12 protein-coding genes are annotated in these 14961 nt (G+C 47.4%); 4 read left to right on the forward strand and 8 right to left on the reverse strand.

Going from position 1 to position 14961, the window contains the following annotated elements; genetic code table 11:
• Positions 1 to 5: 5 nt before the first annotated feature.
• The 6 genes from ACO05Z_RS14250 to ACO05Z_RS14275 all read right to left on the reverse strand — a co-directional run bounded on the left by ACO05Z_RS14250 (position 6) and on the right by ACO05Z_RS14275 (position 8480).
• The gene (locus ACO05Z_RS14250) at positions 6 to 758 is read right to left on the reverse strand and encodes a substrate-binding periplasmic protein (protein ID WP_421902837.1); all 753 of its coding nucleotides are present in this window, start codon (positions 756 to 758) and stop codon (positions 6 to 8) included.
• Positions 759 to 1192: 434 nt separating this feature from the next.
• A complete protein-coding gene (locus ACO05Z_RS14255; protein ID WP_421902838.1) occupies positions 1193 to 3070 on the reverse strand; it encodes a methyl-accepting chemotaxis protein in 1878 nt (625 codons plus the stop codon).
• A gap of 211 nt (positions 3071 to 3281) precedes the next feature.
• A complete protein-coding gene (gene pdxA / locus ACO05Z_RS14260; protein WP_421902839.1) occupies positions 3282 to 4265 on the reverse strand; it encodes a 4-hydroxythreonine-4-phosphate dehydrogenase PdxA in 984 nt (327 codons plus the stop codon).
• A gap of 272 nt (positions 4266 to 4537) precedes the next feature.
• On the reverse strand, positions 4538 to 6442 hold the full coding sequence (glgB, locus tag ACO05Z_RS14265) for a 1,4-alpha-glucan branching protein GlgB (RefSeq protein ID WP_421902840.1): 1905 nt from the start codon (positions 6440 to 6442) through the stop codon (positions 4538 to 4540).
• Positions 6443 to 6523: 81 nt separating this feature from the next.
• Positions 6524 to 7972, reverse strand: coding sequence for a glycogen synthase GlgA (gene glgA, locus ACO05Z_RS14270; protein WP_421902841.1), 1449 nt, complete (start codon positions 7970 to 7972; stop codon positions 6524 to 6526).
• A gap of 28 nt (positions 7973 to 8000) precedes the next feature.
• Positions 8001 to 8480: an NUDIX domain-containing protein gene (locus ACO05Z_RS14275; protein WP_421902842.1), complete on the reverse strand. Its 480-nt coding sequence runs from the start codon at positions 8478 to 8480 to the stop codon at positions 8001 to 8003.
• A 664-nt stretch (positions 8481 to 9144) separates the two neighbouring features.
• Here ACO05Z_RS14275 and ACO05Z_RS14280 point away from each other — a divergent pair.
• Positions 9145 to 9468, forward strand: a complete 324-nt coding sequence (locus ACO05Z_RS14280) for a hypothetical protein (RefSeq protein WP_421902843.1) — start codon at positions 9145 to 9147, stop codon at positions 9466 to 9468.
• Positions 9469 to 10542: 1074 nt separating this feature from the next.
• On the opposite strand, the gene ACO05Z_RS14285 is transcribed toward ACO05Z_RS14280, so the two are convergent.
• A complete protein-coding gene (locus ACO05Z_RS14285) occupies positions 10543 to 11151 on the reverse strand; it encodes an L-threonylcarbamoyladenylate synthase (protein ID WP_421902844.1) in 609 nt (202 codons plus the stop codon).
• A 203-nt stretch (positions 11152 to 11354) separates the two neighbouring features.
• Here ACO05Z_RS14285 and ACO05Z_RS14290 point away from each other — a divergent pair, with 203 nt between their 5' ends.
• A complete protein-coding gene (locus ACO05Z_RS14290) occupies positions 11355 to 13028 on the forward strand; it encodes a glycosyltransferase family 2 protein (protein WP_421902845.1) in 1674 nt (557 codons plus the stop codon).
• 20 nt (positions 13029 to 13048) lie between these two features.
• On the opposite strand, the gene ACO05Z_RS14295 is transcribed toward ACO05Z_RS14290, so the two are convergent.
• Complete coding sequence (locus ACO05Z_RS14295; protein ID WP_421902846.1) at positions 13049 to 13639, reverse strand: TrmH family RNA methyltransferase; 591 nt, start codon at positions 13637 to 13639, stop codon at positions 13049 to 13051.
• A gap of 158 nt (positions 13640 to 13797) precedes the next feature.
• On the opposite strand from ACO05Z_RS14295, the gene ACO05Z_RS14300 reads away from it, so the two are divergent.
• On the forward strand, positions 13798 to 14193 hold the full coding sequence (locus ACO05Z_RS14300; RefSeq protein WP_421902847.1) for a response regulator: 396 nt from the start codon (positions 13798 to 13800) through the stop codon (positions 14191 to 14193).
• 27 nt (positions 14194 to 14220) lie between these two features.
• Positions 14221 to 14958: a histidine kinase gene (locus tag ACO05Z_RS14305; RefSeq protein WP_421902848.1), complete on the forward strand. Its 738-nt coding sequence runs from the start codon at positions 14221 to 14223 to the stop codon at positions 14956 to 14958.
• Positions 14959 to 14961: the final 3 nt, after the last annotated feature.

Here is a 14961-nt window from a genome sequence, read left to right on the forward strand (position 1 = left end):
TACCTTTAATCGTGTTGTTCGCATACACCTGTAATACCGATTTTACTCAAGCCCTCATTCAAAATACGGGAATAGAAGCGCCCCTGCTCATCTTTTCGGAATGCTACAAACAACTCATTCACACCAAAGGCTCTGGGTTCTATCTGGACAGTATCACTAAGCTTTCCAACTTCGTTATCAGTTACAGCCAAATAACTGTAGACCAAAGGATCGACCACGGCACAATCGACCCTGCCCTTGATGACTTTCATTATGTTATTTTTATCAGAAGGGGCAAAATCTGCATTGATAGTACCGTTGGCAACAGCCTCATCCAATTCAGGAGTATTTACGTACCCGGCCACAAACCCCACCCGAAGTCCGGCCAGATCATCAACCGTTCCCCAGCGAATCGGTTTACTTTTACGTTCCAGGAGGCTTATTGGACTACAGCCGTAACTTTTTGAAAAAATATATTTTTCGGCCCTTTCATTGGAATAGTATTCCGGGAAGTAGCCCACTACCCGAAAATCAGCTTCCACCATACGCATTGATCTTTTCCAAGGCAGGAACAGAATCTTTAATTCGTACCCCATAGCCTCAAAGGCTTTCCGAATAATTCTGGCACTGGTTCCGTTTTCAGGAAGACGCTGCCCAACATATGGAGGCCACTCAAGAGAACTGAGATAGACAACGTTATCGGCACTGGCGCTACCAACACTGAGACCCAGCAGGAGCATTGTTATGGCAATTAAAATTTTGAAACGGCCGACAAACATATATGAACTCCAGATTTGATTTAGATAAATATGTACCTTTTCAGTTAGTTGGGCAAGGACAAATAGTAAAAAAGAAATGCGGCACAAGGTGCCGCATTTCAATCTAACCACAACCGGATATTTATGTGAACAGGAGGAGATTGCCAGTCACTTTCCACATCACGAAAGAACTACTGCTTCAGTCCATTGTTTGAACCGGACACATACCGGAAAATCAACAGCAGACTCTACACTCCAAAGTACTACAGCCAGAGTGGACAACCTGATATATGCGACTGTCGACATCAGTGTCTTTGCAGCCGCCTTCCCGCAAATCGGAAAACAGGATTGTGACCATTCGGGCCTCTCAAAAGAAGCCCCGTTACCTCCTCCCGGTTAACTCATCGAAAATGATGTCTTATTATAAGATAAGTCTTTTTTACTGTTTGTCAGCCTCACATGCGCTCGAAACCATCACCGGGCTCCAATGCCGGAATATTAGTATCATCTCTCCGTAAAACAGGTGAGAAGTGAGAGCCATCGTCAGGGACAATAAAGAATTGCATTGTATCCTGAAGCTTTACCGCCTGCGCAGATAACTCTTCCGATGTAGAAGACAGCTCTTCCGCAAAAGCAGCATTACGCTGAATGACCTCGTCGAGCTGAGTAATAGCCTTTGAAATCTGCTGACCACCCTCATATTGCTCACGGCTGGCCGCAGCAACTTCACCGACAAGCTCCTCGTTGCGGTTGATGTCCGTAATCATAGAATCCAATACCTGTTTAGCGCGTTCAGCAACCTGCAGACTCGATCCAGTCAACTCCCGAATCTCCCCGGCAGCTACGCCGCTTCTTTCCGCAAGCTTGCGTACTTCTGAAGCGACCACGGCAAATCCTTTGCCGTGCTCCCCCGCTCTGGCGGCCTCAATAGCGGCATTCAGGGCCAGAAGGTTGGTCTGGCGAGCGATTTCCTCAATTATGGAAGTTTTCTCGGCAATATCCTGCATTGCAACCACAGTCTGAGAAACAGCCTGCCCGCCATTCACAGCTTCACGGGCAGTTTTAACTGCTATTTCCCGGGTCTCTTCGGCGAGTTCTGTATTCTTTGAAATATTGCCGGTCATCTGGGCGATGGAAGCAGATACTTCCTCCACCGAAGCAGCCTGTTCAGTAGCCCCCGCGGAAAGGTGCTGGGCGGAAGCGGAAACCTCCTCACTGCCTGCGGCAACCTGCTCCGCAGCAGATTTCACACCGACAACAACTCCGCGCAAGGATGAGATCATACTTCCCAGTGAACGCATCAGCTTACCAATCTCATTGGGTGAATCACTTGTAACGGAATCAGTAAGATCTCCCGAAGCCATCTTCCCGGCCACATGCATTCCGCCGCTGACAGGAGTAATGACCAGCCTGCGCACCGAGAAATACACAATGCCGCACACGACCAGAATAATCATTCCCCCTACAGCAATCAGAACATTACGTTGCATGACGGCTGCTGAAGCCAGATCACTCTCATAGGCTGTGAGCATTACCAGCCAACCTGTCTTGGGATCAGTCTTGAAAATCATGGCCTTACTGCGGCCCTGCCAATCATAAAACTCTTTCCCATTTTGCGCAGAAAGGGCCCTCTTCATAAAATCGTACTTACTCAAATCTTTCATAATCAATTTAGGCACAGGATGATAAAGAACCTGCCCTCTGGCATCAGTAACCACACCGTACCCTTCAGTGCCAACAACAACAGGACGTACAAAACGATCGGTAAATTTCAGCCAGTCACCAAAAACCGCAATACCACCCAGAACGCGCCCTTGAGCATCCTTAACTGCTGAGCTGGCTCCGAAAAGCAAACTCTTGTCAGTTTTGGACCTAAAAACAGACTCGGTTATATAGGTGTCTTCACCTTTCAATATGGCTTTTACGTAATCACGCGAACTGATATCAAGTCCGTCAAGAAAACTACCCTTACTATCTATTCCCGATAAAACTTTACCATTGCGATCAAAGGCCAATACAGCCCAGATCACTTCATTGTTGCGCATGGTCTCCTTAAACAACTTTCCAACATCAGAAGATTTATTCTCCAACAAATCCTTTACTGCCTCCTGTTCGGCAAGGCTTTTAACCACCGCCACAGTATCAGTAACAAACAGATCAAGGGAGGAAGCTATAATGGCCGCCTGACTGCTGGCTGACTCCATCGAGTTATCAAGAACCATTTTGTAGGAAGAATTCTGAACATAAAAAACAAGACCACCAATTCCAGCCAAAATTGGTATGATAATTGGTAACAGGATCACTCTTAATAAACTTTTTGATACCCAGCTCATGCTAATGCTCTCCATTTAAAATCACAGAAATGACATAACTACTCACTGTGAGTTCAAAAATAACTCCAGCCAACTCTATCCTAACTGCGAGTTCCAGTCCAACACAAAAACAGACACCACTGAATCTATAGATAATAATCCACCAAATTTTGACGCCAAAAAAGCCCGCAAGCTCAAAAGCTTACGGGCTGGAAATACAATTTTCACCTAACTAAGCATCAACCATCATTTCAGCGCATTTCATAGCTGCCTTGAAACTATCGAGAGATGCTTTGCCTGTTCCGGTTATGTCATAGCCTGTGCCATGGTCCGGCGAGGTGCGCGGAAACGGCAACCCGAGAGTGATGTTTACCGCTTCGCTGAAGTGCAGCAGTTTAAGCGGTGCCAAGCCCTGATCATGGTACATAGCCAGCACTGCGCTATAGTCACCCTGAGCTGCAAAATAAAAAACAGTATCACCCGGAAACGGTCCTTCCACATCAAACCCCTTAGCCCGTGCTTCGGCAATGGCAGGTTCGATGACCGTGATCTCTTCATCACCGATACGCCCGGATTCCCCGGCATGGGGATTCAGCCCGCAAACAGCTATTGGCTTAGTAAGTCCCAATGATTTAACCAGACCGTCGGTGAGTTCGATACAACGTAGAATACGCTCCTTGGTGACCAGTCCTTCAATATCCACAAAACGGGGATGGGTGGTAACAAGGCTGACCTTAAGCTTCGGGCCGCCCAGATGCATGCAGACATTCTCCCGCCCTACGCCGGAACGGGTTGCCAAGAATTCAGTATGACCCGGAAAATCAAACCCGGCCAGTTGCAGCATGGCCTTATTCAAAGGACAGGTAACCAACCCGGACAGCACTTTCCTGTTCAGCAAGTCCATGGCTGTTTCCATGGCTTCCCCGGCGCAACGGCCACCCTCAGGATCGGCCTGACCGACTTTCAGTTCAAAATCGTCCAATACTTTCGGGCAGTACAGGTAGTAGCCCGGTTCTGCATCAATAATCTGTTCCGGATCATCCAGCACAGTATAAAATTTTTCCAGTCCCAACCTTTCCAAATGATAAACCAGACCGTTCTCCGGTCCAATCATCAAATAAGCACGGTCAGCCGGACGCTCAGCTAGCAGACGGCAAGCCAGTTCAGGTCCCAATCCATTAGGATCACCAAGAGTAATACATATATTTTTTTTCATAATAATTTGCCTCCGGCGGCTGGGGAAGGGAAACTTTTGGGAAAAGTTTTCCTTCCCCAGACCCCATCCCTTCAAAACTTTTCAGTTTGCTTCGCATATAGCTCACAGACCGACTTTCAAAAAAAACAACCGCAATATCTTGATACATATTGCGGCCTTGTATTTAGCAACAATTCACGCGCGAAGCGACGAAGCCCCGACAAAAAATTTTGGGATTCTTAAACCTTTTTTTCAATAGGGTTTAAGGCCCCGGCAGGGCCGCCGGAGGCAAACTACTCCTGCTTTGGTCTTAAAGCAATAGCTCCGAGGGGCGGCAGAGTCAGTTCCAGATAATATGGGAAAGCGCCCAGATCTCCGGCCTTGCGGGCCTCAACCTTGCCGACATTGCCCACGTTGGAACCGCCATAAATTTCAGCATCGGAATTGAAAATTTCCTCCCAGTTTCCATCCTGCGGACAACCGAGACAATAATTGGAACGCACCACCGGGGTAAAATTGAACACCCAGAGCACGGGACTCTCCCCTTCACTCTTGCGCAGAAAACTTATGGTCGAGGACTTGTAATCGTTGAAATCCACCCACTCGAAACCGGCCCAATCAGTGTCGTGCTTGTACATGGCCGGATTCTCGTGCATAACCCGGTTCAAGTCGATAACTGTGTTGCGCAATCCCTGATGGGACGGGAAACCGAGCAAAGTCCAATCAAGCTCCTTACGGCAATTCCATTCATTCCACTGCCCGAACTCACAGCCCATAAAGAGCAGATTCTTGCCCGGATGCGCCCATTGATAACTGAAAAGCAGCCTCAGATTGGCCATCTGCTGCCACATGTCGCCGGGCATTTTGGAAAGTAGTGCACCTTTGCCATGCACCACCTCGTCGTGTGAGAGGGGCAGGAAAAAGTTCTCGCTGAAAGCATAGATCATGGAAAAGGTCAGATTGTTGTGATGATACGAACGGTGGATGGGACTCTTTTCCATATAATCAAGGGTGTCGTTCATCCACCCCATATTCCACTTGAAAGTGAAACCGAGGCCGCCGGTGTAAACCGGACGGGACACACCGGGCCATGAGGTTGATTCCTCGGCAATCATCATGGCACCGGGGAATTGCTCGTGAACTACAGCATTTAACTTCTTCAGCAGCTCAATGGCCTCGATATTCTCATTGCCGCCATGCTCGTTGGGAATCCACTCCCCATCACGCCGGGAATAATCTAGGTAAAGCATGGAGGCCACGGCATCTATGCGCAGCCCGTCAATATGAAATTCCTTGAGCCAATAGAGAGCATTGGCCAGCAGAAAGTTGCAGACCTCATGACGACCAAAATTAAAAATGTATGTTCCCCAGTCCGGATGTTCCCCCTTGCGGGCGTCAGCATGCTCGTACAAGGCAGTTCCATCAAAGCGGCCCAGTCCCCAGTCATCCTTGGGGAAATGCCCCGGAACCCAATCAAGGATTACTCCCAATCCGGCCTGATGGCACTGGTCTATAAAATAACGCAGGTCATCCGGGGTTCCGTGCCGCGATGTAGGCGAATAGTAATGAGTGGTCTGGTATCCCCACGACTCATCAAGGGGATGCTCGGCAATGGGCATCAGTTCGATATGGGTGAAGCCCATATCCTTGGCGTAGGGAATCAACTCATCTGTAAGCTGGCGGTAGGAACGGTAATCCCAGCCTTCCCTGCGCCACGATCCAAGATGGACTTCGTAAACAGATATAGGCTGGTCCAATGGCAGACCTGTCTGGCGCCGATCTGACATCCAATTTTCATCCTGCCATTCGTAATTATCAAGCCCCCAGGTAACAGCCGCATGGCCGGGACGCATTTCAGTGCGAAAAGCAAGCGGGTCAGTCTTGGTCACCTCATGACCATCACTCTGGATCACATGATATTTATACATCTGACCGGGCTTCACACCGGGAATGAATCCGGCCCAGATACCGGAAACGCCCACAGGCATGAGCTTGTTGACCCGGTTGTCCCAGCCGTTAAAATCACCGGTAACAAAAATTTCACGGGCATTAGGTGCCCAGACCGCAAAACGGTACCCTTCCTGACCTTCCTGCAGGTCAAAATGCGCTCCGAGTATACGGTATAAATCCCAGTGTTCCCCTTTACCGAACAGGAAAAGATCAAAAGGGGCTATGTAGACAGGTAAAGTTTCTGGCATCAGGGCTCAATCCTCTGGTTTGCAGCAGTTATCCGTAAATTCAACAGCCGGTATAAATTTTTGAATCCGTGGGGTATGGCCTTACAATCTGGCTCCCAGCTCGCGATATAATTTTATATATTCACCTGCAGAGCGATCCCATGTGAACTCCTTGAGCATGGCCCGCTTCACCATTTTCTGCCACTCTTTACGGTCATGCCAGGCTTCCACGGCCTGCATAACCGCTTCATAAAACTGGTCTGCATCCGGTTTCTCAAAGGTAAATCCAGTGGCATCAGTCGCCGGATACGGAGTAATGGTATCACGCAATCCGCCCACGGCTGTGGCAACTGGGGGAGTGCCGAAACGCAGGGCATAAATCTGGGTCAGGCCGCAGGGTTCATAGCGTGAAGGCATGAGAAAAATATCAGACCCGGCTTGAATTCCGTGGGCAAGATCTTCGGTATAGCCCACCTGCACGCAAAACTGCCCGTGATATTCCTCCATAAATTCCAGCAACTGCGCTTCATACCCAAGATCTCCCTCACCGAGAACAATCACACCTACATCCTTCTCCATCAGCCTAGGCAGGATGTCAATAAGCAGATCAATGCCCTTCTGCCCCCGTAAACGGCCGATAAAACCAAGGACTGGCTTATCTTCCAACTGATCGGACATGTAAAAATCACGCAGCATACTTCTCTTACATTCCTGCTTACCGCGGATATCTTCTGCGCTGTAACAACAGGGCAGGAACTTATCGTTGCCGGGGTCCCATATGGAATAGTCAGCCCCGTTGAGAATACCGTGCAGCTTGTGGGATTGGTTATTCAGAAACCCTTCCAGACCGCAACCGAATTCAGGGCCCAAAATTTCATTTGCATAAGAAGGGCTGACTGTAGTCACCGCATCGCTGTAGGCAATACTCGCTTTGAGCATGTTCAAGTCACCGTAAAACTCGGCACCGTGCATGGTCCATGCTTCGGCAGGAAGGTCGGACTCATGAAAAAGCCTCTCGGAAAAACGGCCCTGAAAGGCAAGGTTGTGGATGGTAGTCACAGTCTTTGTGTTCTTCCAGAAAGAATCCGTTAACCGCTCAAAATACAAATAGGGCGGCACCAATGCGGACTGCCAGTCATGTGAGTGAATTACCGCCGGGGGCGACGGAAGCAAGCGTGCCCACTTGAGCACGGCTTTACAGAAAAATATAAACCGTTCGCAATTGTCGAAGTAATCGCCGTAATGGGTGTTGTAATAGTGACGGCGATCAAAAAATTCACCACGGGAAACAAAGTATACGGAAATACCATCGTAATCAGTCTGGTAAATCTCCGCAGTGGTGTCCGGCCAAGGGTAGCCAACATGCAGATCGGAATAGACCAACCGCAACTTATGGCCGTCTAAATTCATGCGCCCGTAAAAGGGGGTGATTACAGCGGTTTTGGCCCCTTTGGCATGGATTGCCGGGGGCAAAGCGCCCATAACATCTCCCAGCCCCCCGGTCTTTGAAAAGGGATACATTTCAGATGTAACATAAAGAACGTCGTGCACTGGTCAGACTCCCTTCATTTTCAGCTTATTATTTTTTATTGCCCACAGCAGCATGATCCTGCAAACGGATCAGCTTGGAAGAAAAATCACTAAGGATATCGAGATGGTCGAAAACAAGATCCGGCAAATTGTCCAGCTTGAAAAAGCCCGCCCCTCCGGCATCGTCCCCGGCCTGCAAAGCCGAAGCATCGCTTGTCACCGCGCTATAGGTAACGCTGATGGTGTGCTGGCGATCGTCACGGCAGGGCATGGAATAGACCCCAACCACCCCGGTCAGAACCACCTCCAGTCCGGTCTCTTCCTTTGCCTCGCGTACGGCGGCATGTTCAAGAGTTTCCCCGTAATCAACGAATCCTCCGGGTAAAGCCCAGCCCAGAGGAGGATTGTTACGCTCAATAAGCACAACTCCGAGGATAGGATCATAAATTACAACATCAACAGTGGGGACAGGATTACGGTAAAGTACAACATCTTTTCCGCAATGGGGACACGGTTTTGATCCGAGCATTAAAAACAGCCTTTCTTTAATCTACTACAAATATATTAACTTTTATACATAAGAAACAAATGACTATCAGTTCCTATAAATACCCCGAATGGAATTTCATTACAAGAGAATCCACATTTTTTTCTTAAAGTCCACCTTTGTAACATCACCCGTTCGGTTCAAAATATTTTACCTACCCACTTCAACTGCGCCAACCGCAGTAAAACAGCGTTTCAGAACCGTATCGGCGCTCAAGAGGACTCTTAGAGACCAAGACAATATTAATAGCCATCTCCCGTAACAATGAAAAAGGCCCCGTTGGTAAAATCCAACGAGGCCCGTTTCAGCATTTTCTCAGCAAAAGAATGAAGGTAATATCTATACAGCAACGGGCGTGCCAAAATTCAAAACAGACCACACTTCCAACTTAAGTATTCGAAATAAATGAACAAGACCACAAAAACCACATAACCGACCAACCCACCAAACAGTACAAAAACTTTTACCCATCTACAAAACAACACTCGAATCCGGGATCGGGGGTAAAATATTTTTTACCGCCTTTTCATTTTCAAATCTCGATTGTTTGCGCCTGAACAGCTGCCGTGATAATCAACAGTATCCCTACTGAAGCAAATCCCTGTAACAGGGTATCCTTCCAACTATCTAAACAGAGGACAAAACAATGCGCACACGAGCTATTATTCTTGCTGTGACCATGCTTCTAGTTGCTGCGGTTCCGGCTATAGCCTCCAACCAGTGGCCTGATGACCTGCCCTCCCAAATAGGTAAATGTCAAAAACTGCCTCCTTCAGCGGTCATCGGAGGCCTTCCGCGCCTGCTTGCCTACTTCACGCCACAAGGCATGACATACGGAATCAAAACTGATGACGGCAAAACTTTCAATCTGTACTCCCAACCACTCGGCAGTAAAGCTTCCGTGCCAATACAATCAGGAATATCCCTTAATCAGGTGAAAAGAATTCTGGAAACAAAATGTTCAGAATAACCACACAACACTTCTCAAAGCTATCCAGCAAAATGAAAAAGGCCCCGTCGGAAGTTCCGTCGGGGCCAATTTCAGCATTTTGTTCAGCAAAAGTTTGAAGGTAATATTTATCTAGCAACCGCCGTGCCAAAGCTTTTAACAACCACACAAACTCAAACAAGACACTGAAATACAATACTTAAATCAAAAAGCACTACAAATCGAAGACACTCCATATTGGTACAAGTTTTTTTACCTGACAGAAAGCTAAGCCTAAAATTGGAGATCGGGGGTAAAATATTTTTTACCGGACTTAATCCCCATAACGAACAGTCCAAATAAATATTCCCATCTGCCCAATATCAAAAGGGGCAGTGCATAAAATTTCATTACCCACCAATTTCACCCTGAAATGAAAAAGGCCCCGTCGGTCAATTCCGACGAGGCCTATTTCAGCATTTTGTTCAGCAAAAGTTTGAAGGTAATATTTATCTAGCAACCGCCGTGCCAAAGCTTTAAACAGCCTCACAAACTCAAACAAGACACTGAAATACAATACTTAAATCAAAAAATACTACAAATCGAAGACACTCCATATTGGTACAAGTTTTTTTACCTGACAAAAAGCTAAGCCTAAAATTGGAGATCGGGGGTAAAATATTTTTTACCGGACTTAATCCCCGTAACGAACAGTGCAAATAAATATTCCCATCTGCCCAATATCAAAAGGGGCAGTGCATAAAATTTCATTACCCACCAATTTCACCCTGAAATGAAAAAGGCCCCGTCGGTCAATTCCGACGAGGCCTATTTCAGCATTATGTTCAGCAAAAGTTTGAAGGTAATATTTATCTAGCAACCGCCGTGCCAAAACTTTAAACAGCCACACAAACTCAAGTAACACACTGAAATACAATACTTAAATCAAAAAGAACTACAAATCGAAGACACCCCATATTGGTACAAGTTTTTTTACCTGACAGAAAGCTAAGCCTAAAATTGGGGATCGGGGGTAAAATATTTTTTACCACTCAAATAAAAAAAGACCTGTCCTTAAAAAAGAACAGGCCTACAAAAATCTATTTAAAATAAAATCTAATCCACAATCACAAATCCGGCACTTGTCAGCTGGTCACGCGTGACCACGCCATAGCGGAACACTTTAATTTTATTGTCTGCAAGGGGTTCCACAACAGTTGAGGGTTCGCCGCCTTTAGGACCGGGTTCAGGGGTATATACACCCTCCACCATAATGGTCAGCTCTTCATCCAACTCTTCAGCAACACCGGTCCCGGGCTTACCACTCATGTTCGCACTAGTCGCAATTAGCGGAGTACGGGCTTTAAGGCACAGCTCTGCTGCACGGGGGTGCTCGGTCCAACGCACAGAAGTATATCCCCGGGAATCCTTAACTGCTGAAGGAAGCTCTTCCCGGGCCTTGACCAAAATTGAAAGCGGGCCGGGCCAGAATTGTCTGGTCAGCTTGAGCAATTCGAAGGAAACAGATTCAGTGACAAGATCAAGCTGATCAATACTGCCGATAATCAAAGGTAACGGCTTGGACACCGGACGCCCCTTAATACGGGCGACACGATTCGCAGCCCTTTCATCCATGGCATCCGCGCCAATGGCAAAAAGGGTTTCCGTAGGATAAACCAGTACCCCACCGGTTCTGATAATATTTACAGCTTCCTGCTCACTCATACCTGTTTTACTCCAAAAAAACGCATTACAGCACACGGAGCGATTATTAATACCAACTTTGTGCCTTATGTCCAGTATCTTTTACAGTGCCAAGAATATCATTATTGATAAACTACACTAGAGACAGCAGAAGCTGCATGACTTTATCATCCGTTTGGCATAATACAAGAACCTGTCAGTATATGAATAAATGGAGATGACAAATGGTTGCTGCTACTCACAATTTAGAAGCTGAAAAGGTTGAATCCTTTCTTTCTGCAGTCAGGAATTCAGTCCCCCTCTGGGTCATGGGAACTGAAGAATTTTCCCACCAAAACGGATTAATCAACGTTTTTCAACACCTTTCATCCGGCAATCCCATGTTTGCGAACGTTAGCGCCGGACTTTCCCTGCTGGCATGGCAACAAAACCCGCTTGACCGCTCTGCTGCAGTGAAGTGCATGGGTTTAAACGACACTTCATGCTCCGTTGGGCTGATAAAAATATTACAGATACTGATAAACACCCCGGTATCAGAAATCCCCCTCCAAGACCTCGACAATCTCCTACAAGCCGGGGACCATGCCCTGATCATCCGCCACCTTTTCCCACTGCTGCGGGGACAGGACGGCTTAAGCTGGTTGACTCACTCCTGGGACACCCTCCTGCGCATGGGCAATGCGGAACTCCCGCGCACAGCTCTTGAGCTGGTCAACTGGAGCGAAGACTTAATCCAACTTAAACAGAGACTTAAAGCACAGTATAATTTTTTATACAGCTCAACAGAAGAGACTTTGCGGAATCTGGAGGAACTGGACCACGACATCTGGTCCCTGTGGCTTGATTATATGCGCAGTGAACTGCTGCTCCGAGCCGGACAGACAGATGAAGGCACAGCAATGCTGGCAGAACTCTGGAAAAGCAATATCTGGAACTTAAACTGGGGGCAAAAACTCCATAGCTTGCTCAACCCGGTCGACACCTCAGACGCCCTTGTGAACTCAGAGGAAGTCGCAATCCTGCTCTATTCATGGAACAACGGGCAGTTGATTGAAAACACACTGAAGAATGTAGCAGCATCAAAGATCGGCAATGCTCGGGTATTCGCCTTGAATAACGGTTCTGACGACAGCACCGGACAGGTGGTCAATGACTCGCAATACCTTTTCCGCAAGGATTGCTACAAGCCGATCCATCTACAGGTAAATGTAGGTGCTCCGGCAGCACGAAACTGGCTTCTGGCAGAACCGAAAGTACGCAAGGCCAAATGGGCCGTGTTTCTGGATGATGATGTGGAACTGGAACCTAACTGGTTGGAAGAACTACTGGCAACCGCACAAAATTACGGCAATCCCGGAGCTGTGGGCTGCAGAATAACGTCCACCGGAACACCAAGATCATTACAGTCGGCGGACTACCATCTCTTTCCCCCGGGAAACGGGACTTCACAAATTGAAGGGCTGACCGAACGAATCATGGTCTTTGACAGCTGCCGAAACGGTTTTGATTACGGGCAGTTTTCATACACCCGTCCGGCAATGCACGTCTCCGGCTGCTGCCACATGTTGAATATGGAAGCGATCCACCAGTGCGGTGATTTCGATGTACGTTTCAACCCGACTCAATTCGATGACCTCGAACGGGACCTGCGTGCAGCCCTTAGCGGCTATGAGCATATTTATGCCGGCCAACTGCGCATCGGCCATATCCAGCACTCAAGCCTTGCCAAGGCAAGTAATGTACGTTCCATGGCTCAGGTCTTCGGAAACAAGATAAAACTGGAAAGCAAATACAGCGAGCATGACCTGAACGTCCTCTTTGGAAAGGATCTGGCCATGCTCTGGCAGGATGCTGAACGCAAATGGACGGAGCTGGCAGAACACCTTAGCATCAAATAGCTGAAAAGGTGCTTTATCAGCTATCTAGCAAGCCATTCGGCAGTAAGCTTTTCCATCTCTTCTGGTGAAAAAGAAGGATTGTCGTACATGCCTTTGGCAAAACGCTGAGAAAATCCATGATAAAGAATCAGTGCTGCGGCAACGGAGACGTTGAAGCTCTGGATCATGCCCTGCATGGGAATGTAGACTTCATCGGGTACCAGTTCCGCAAGTTCCGGGGCAGTTCCGCTGTGTTCATTGCTCAGGATCACAGCAGAAGGCTTGCTGAAGTCAAAATCCATAAGCGGCTTTGCGGTTTCGGAAAATCCGGTCCTAACTACCTGATATCCCTGTTCACGCAATCCACCGACCATCTTTACCGGATCAGTATGCTTGGTGCGTTCAACCCATTTCTTGCCGGATGCGGAAGATTTTTTTGCAAGTTCGGGCCACTGTGATACAGTATAGTATAAATGTATGCCGTAAATGCCGAAGGCGTCACAGCTCCTGAGGATGGCCGAAACATTGTGGGGATCCCAGACATTATCGATAATGAGGGTAAAATCCTTCTGGCGTTTTGCCAGGACTTCCCTGACCCTTGCTTCTCTTTGAGGTGTTCTCTGTCTTTCCATGGCGTACTGGGTACCCAACCTTTTGCAAGTTTGCAAGGGCTGGACCTGAAGCAAGTTTAAGCGCAACAAAAAGCAGAATATTAACAAGTACATTTGATTGATTTAAAAAAAATGATATGTAATGATTTCAGAGGATATTTATTTTCACGGAGGCTTTAATGCGTGCGCTGATTGCAGAGGATGAATTTGTAGGGCGAAAACTGCTCTCGACCTTTCTGGCCCCACTTTTCGTGATTGATGTCGCGGTAAATGGTCAGGAGGCGGTTGAAGCATACAAACTGGCCTATGAAGAAGGAGATCCATACAGTTTAATACTTATGGATATCATGATGCCAAAACAGGACGGACTTTCCGCCCTTGAGGAAATAAGAAGCTTTGAAAAAGAAAAGGGGATAACCCGGTACTGCAAAGTCGTCATGACTACGGCACTGGACGATCCCAAAACAGTAATCCGATCTTTCCACGATGTTGAGGCCTCCGCATTCATCGTCAAACCAGTGGAAAGGGAAAAGCTCTATGAAGAGCTTAAAAAAATCGGGCTGATGAATAAATAGATATTTCCGGCAGATGGAGCACAACTGATGAGTGAAGACGATTCTCTTATTGAAGAATTCTTTTCCGAAGTAAATGACAAGTACTATCCACAAGTACTTGAAGGAATCGACCTCCTTGATGAACAACGCATTGAGGAAGGCATCGAGGTGCTCTCACGCCCGTTGCATACGATCAAAGGTGTCACCGGATTCATGTCCGGTTTCGAACCGGCATCCACTTTTACCCACAAGGTTGAAGATTACCTGAAAAAAATGCAGGCCGGAGAAGTTGAGCATGATCTCATGCAGATTGCGCTCGCCATTGAATCCGTCAATACAATCTTCATGCTTATCGAACAGCTGCGTGAATCCGGCAGTTTTGACCAAGCTCTCACCGATGATATTGAAACCCGACTATCCGGAGAGGGGCAGAAAGCAGGAGCAGCAGACGAATCAGGCATCAATCCCATTGAGGTGGAGAAACTTCCCGATGCATCGATATTTAACCTCAAAGTCACCAGAATATACAGCTCCGAACAATTGAAAATGGTAGAAGAAAGCATGCAATCAATTGACGGCGAAAACAGGGTTCTTTTCGATTTCGGAATCACCATGTCCGTCGGCTCAGCATTTTTCGAATTGATAGCCTCATATTCCGAAAGTTGTGATATAGGCATTACCGGCATGAACAGCCACTGCACGAGTACTTTTTATTCATGGGGCTTCCAGCGCTACCTCACGGTATTTGAAAGCAGGGAAAGCTTCTTGGATAACACTGGAGTTTGAGGA

This window comes from Maridesulfovibrio sp. (genome assembly GCF_965230075.1).
GTDB lineage: Bacteria > Desulfobacterota > Desulfovibrionia > Desulfovibrionales > Desulfovibrionaceae > Maridesulfovibrio.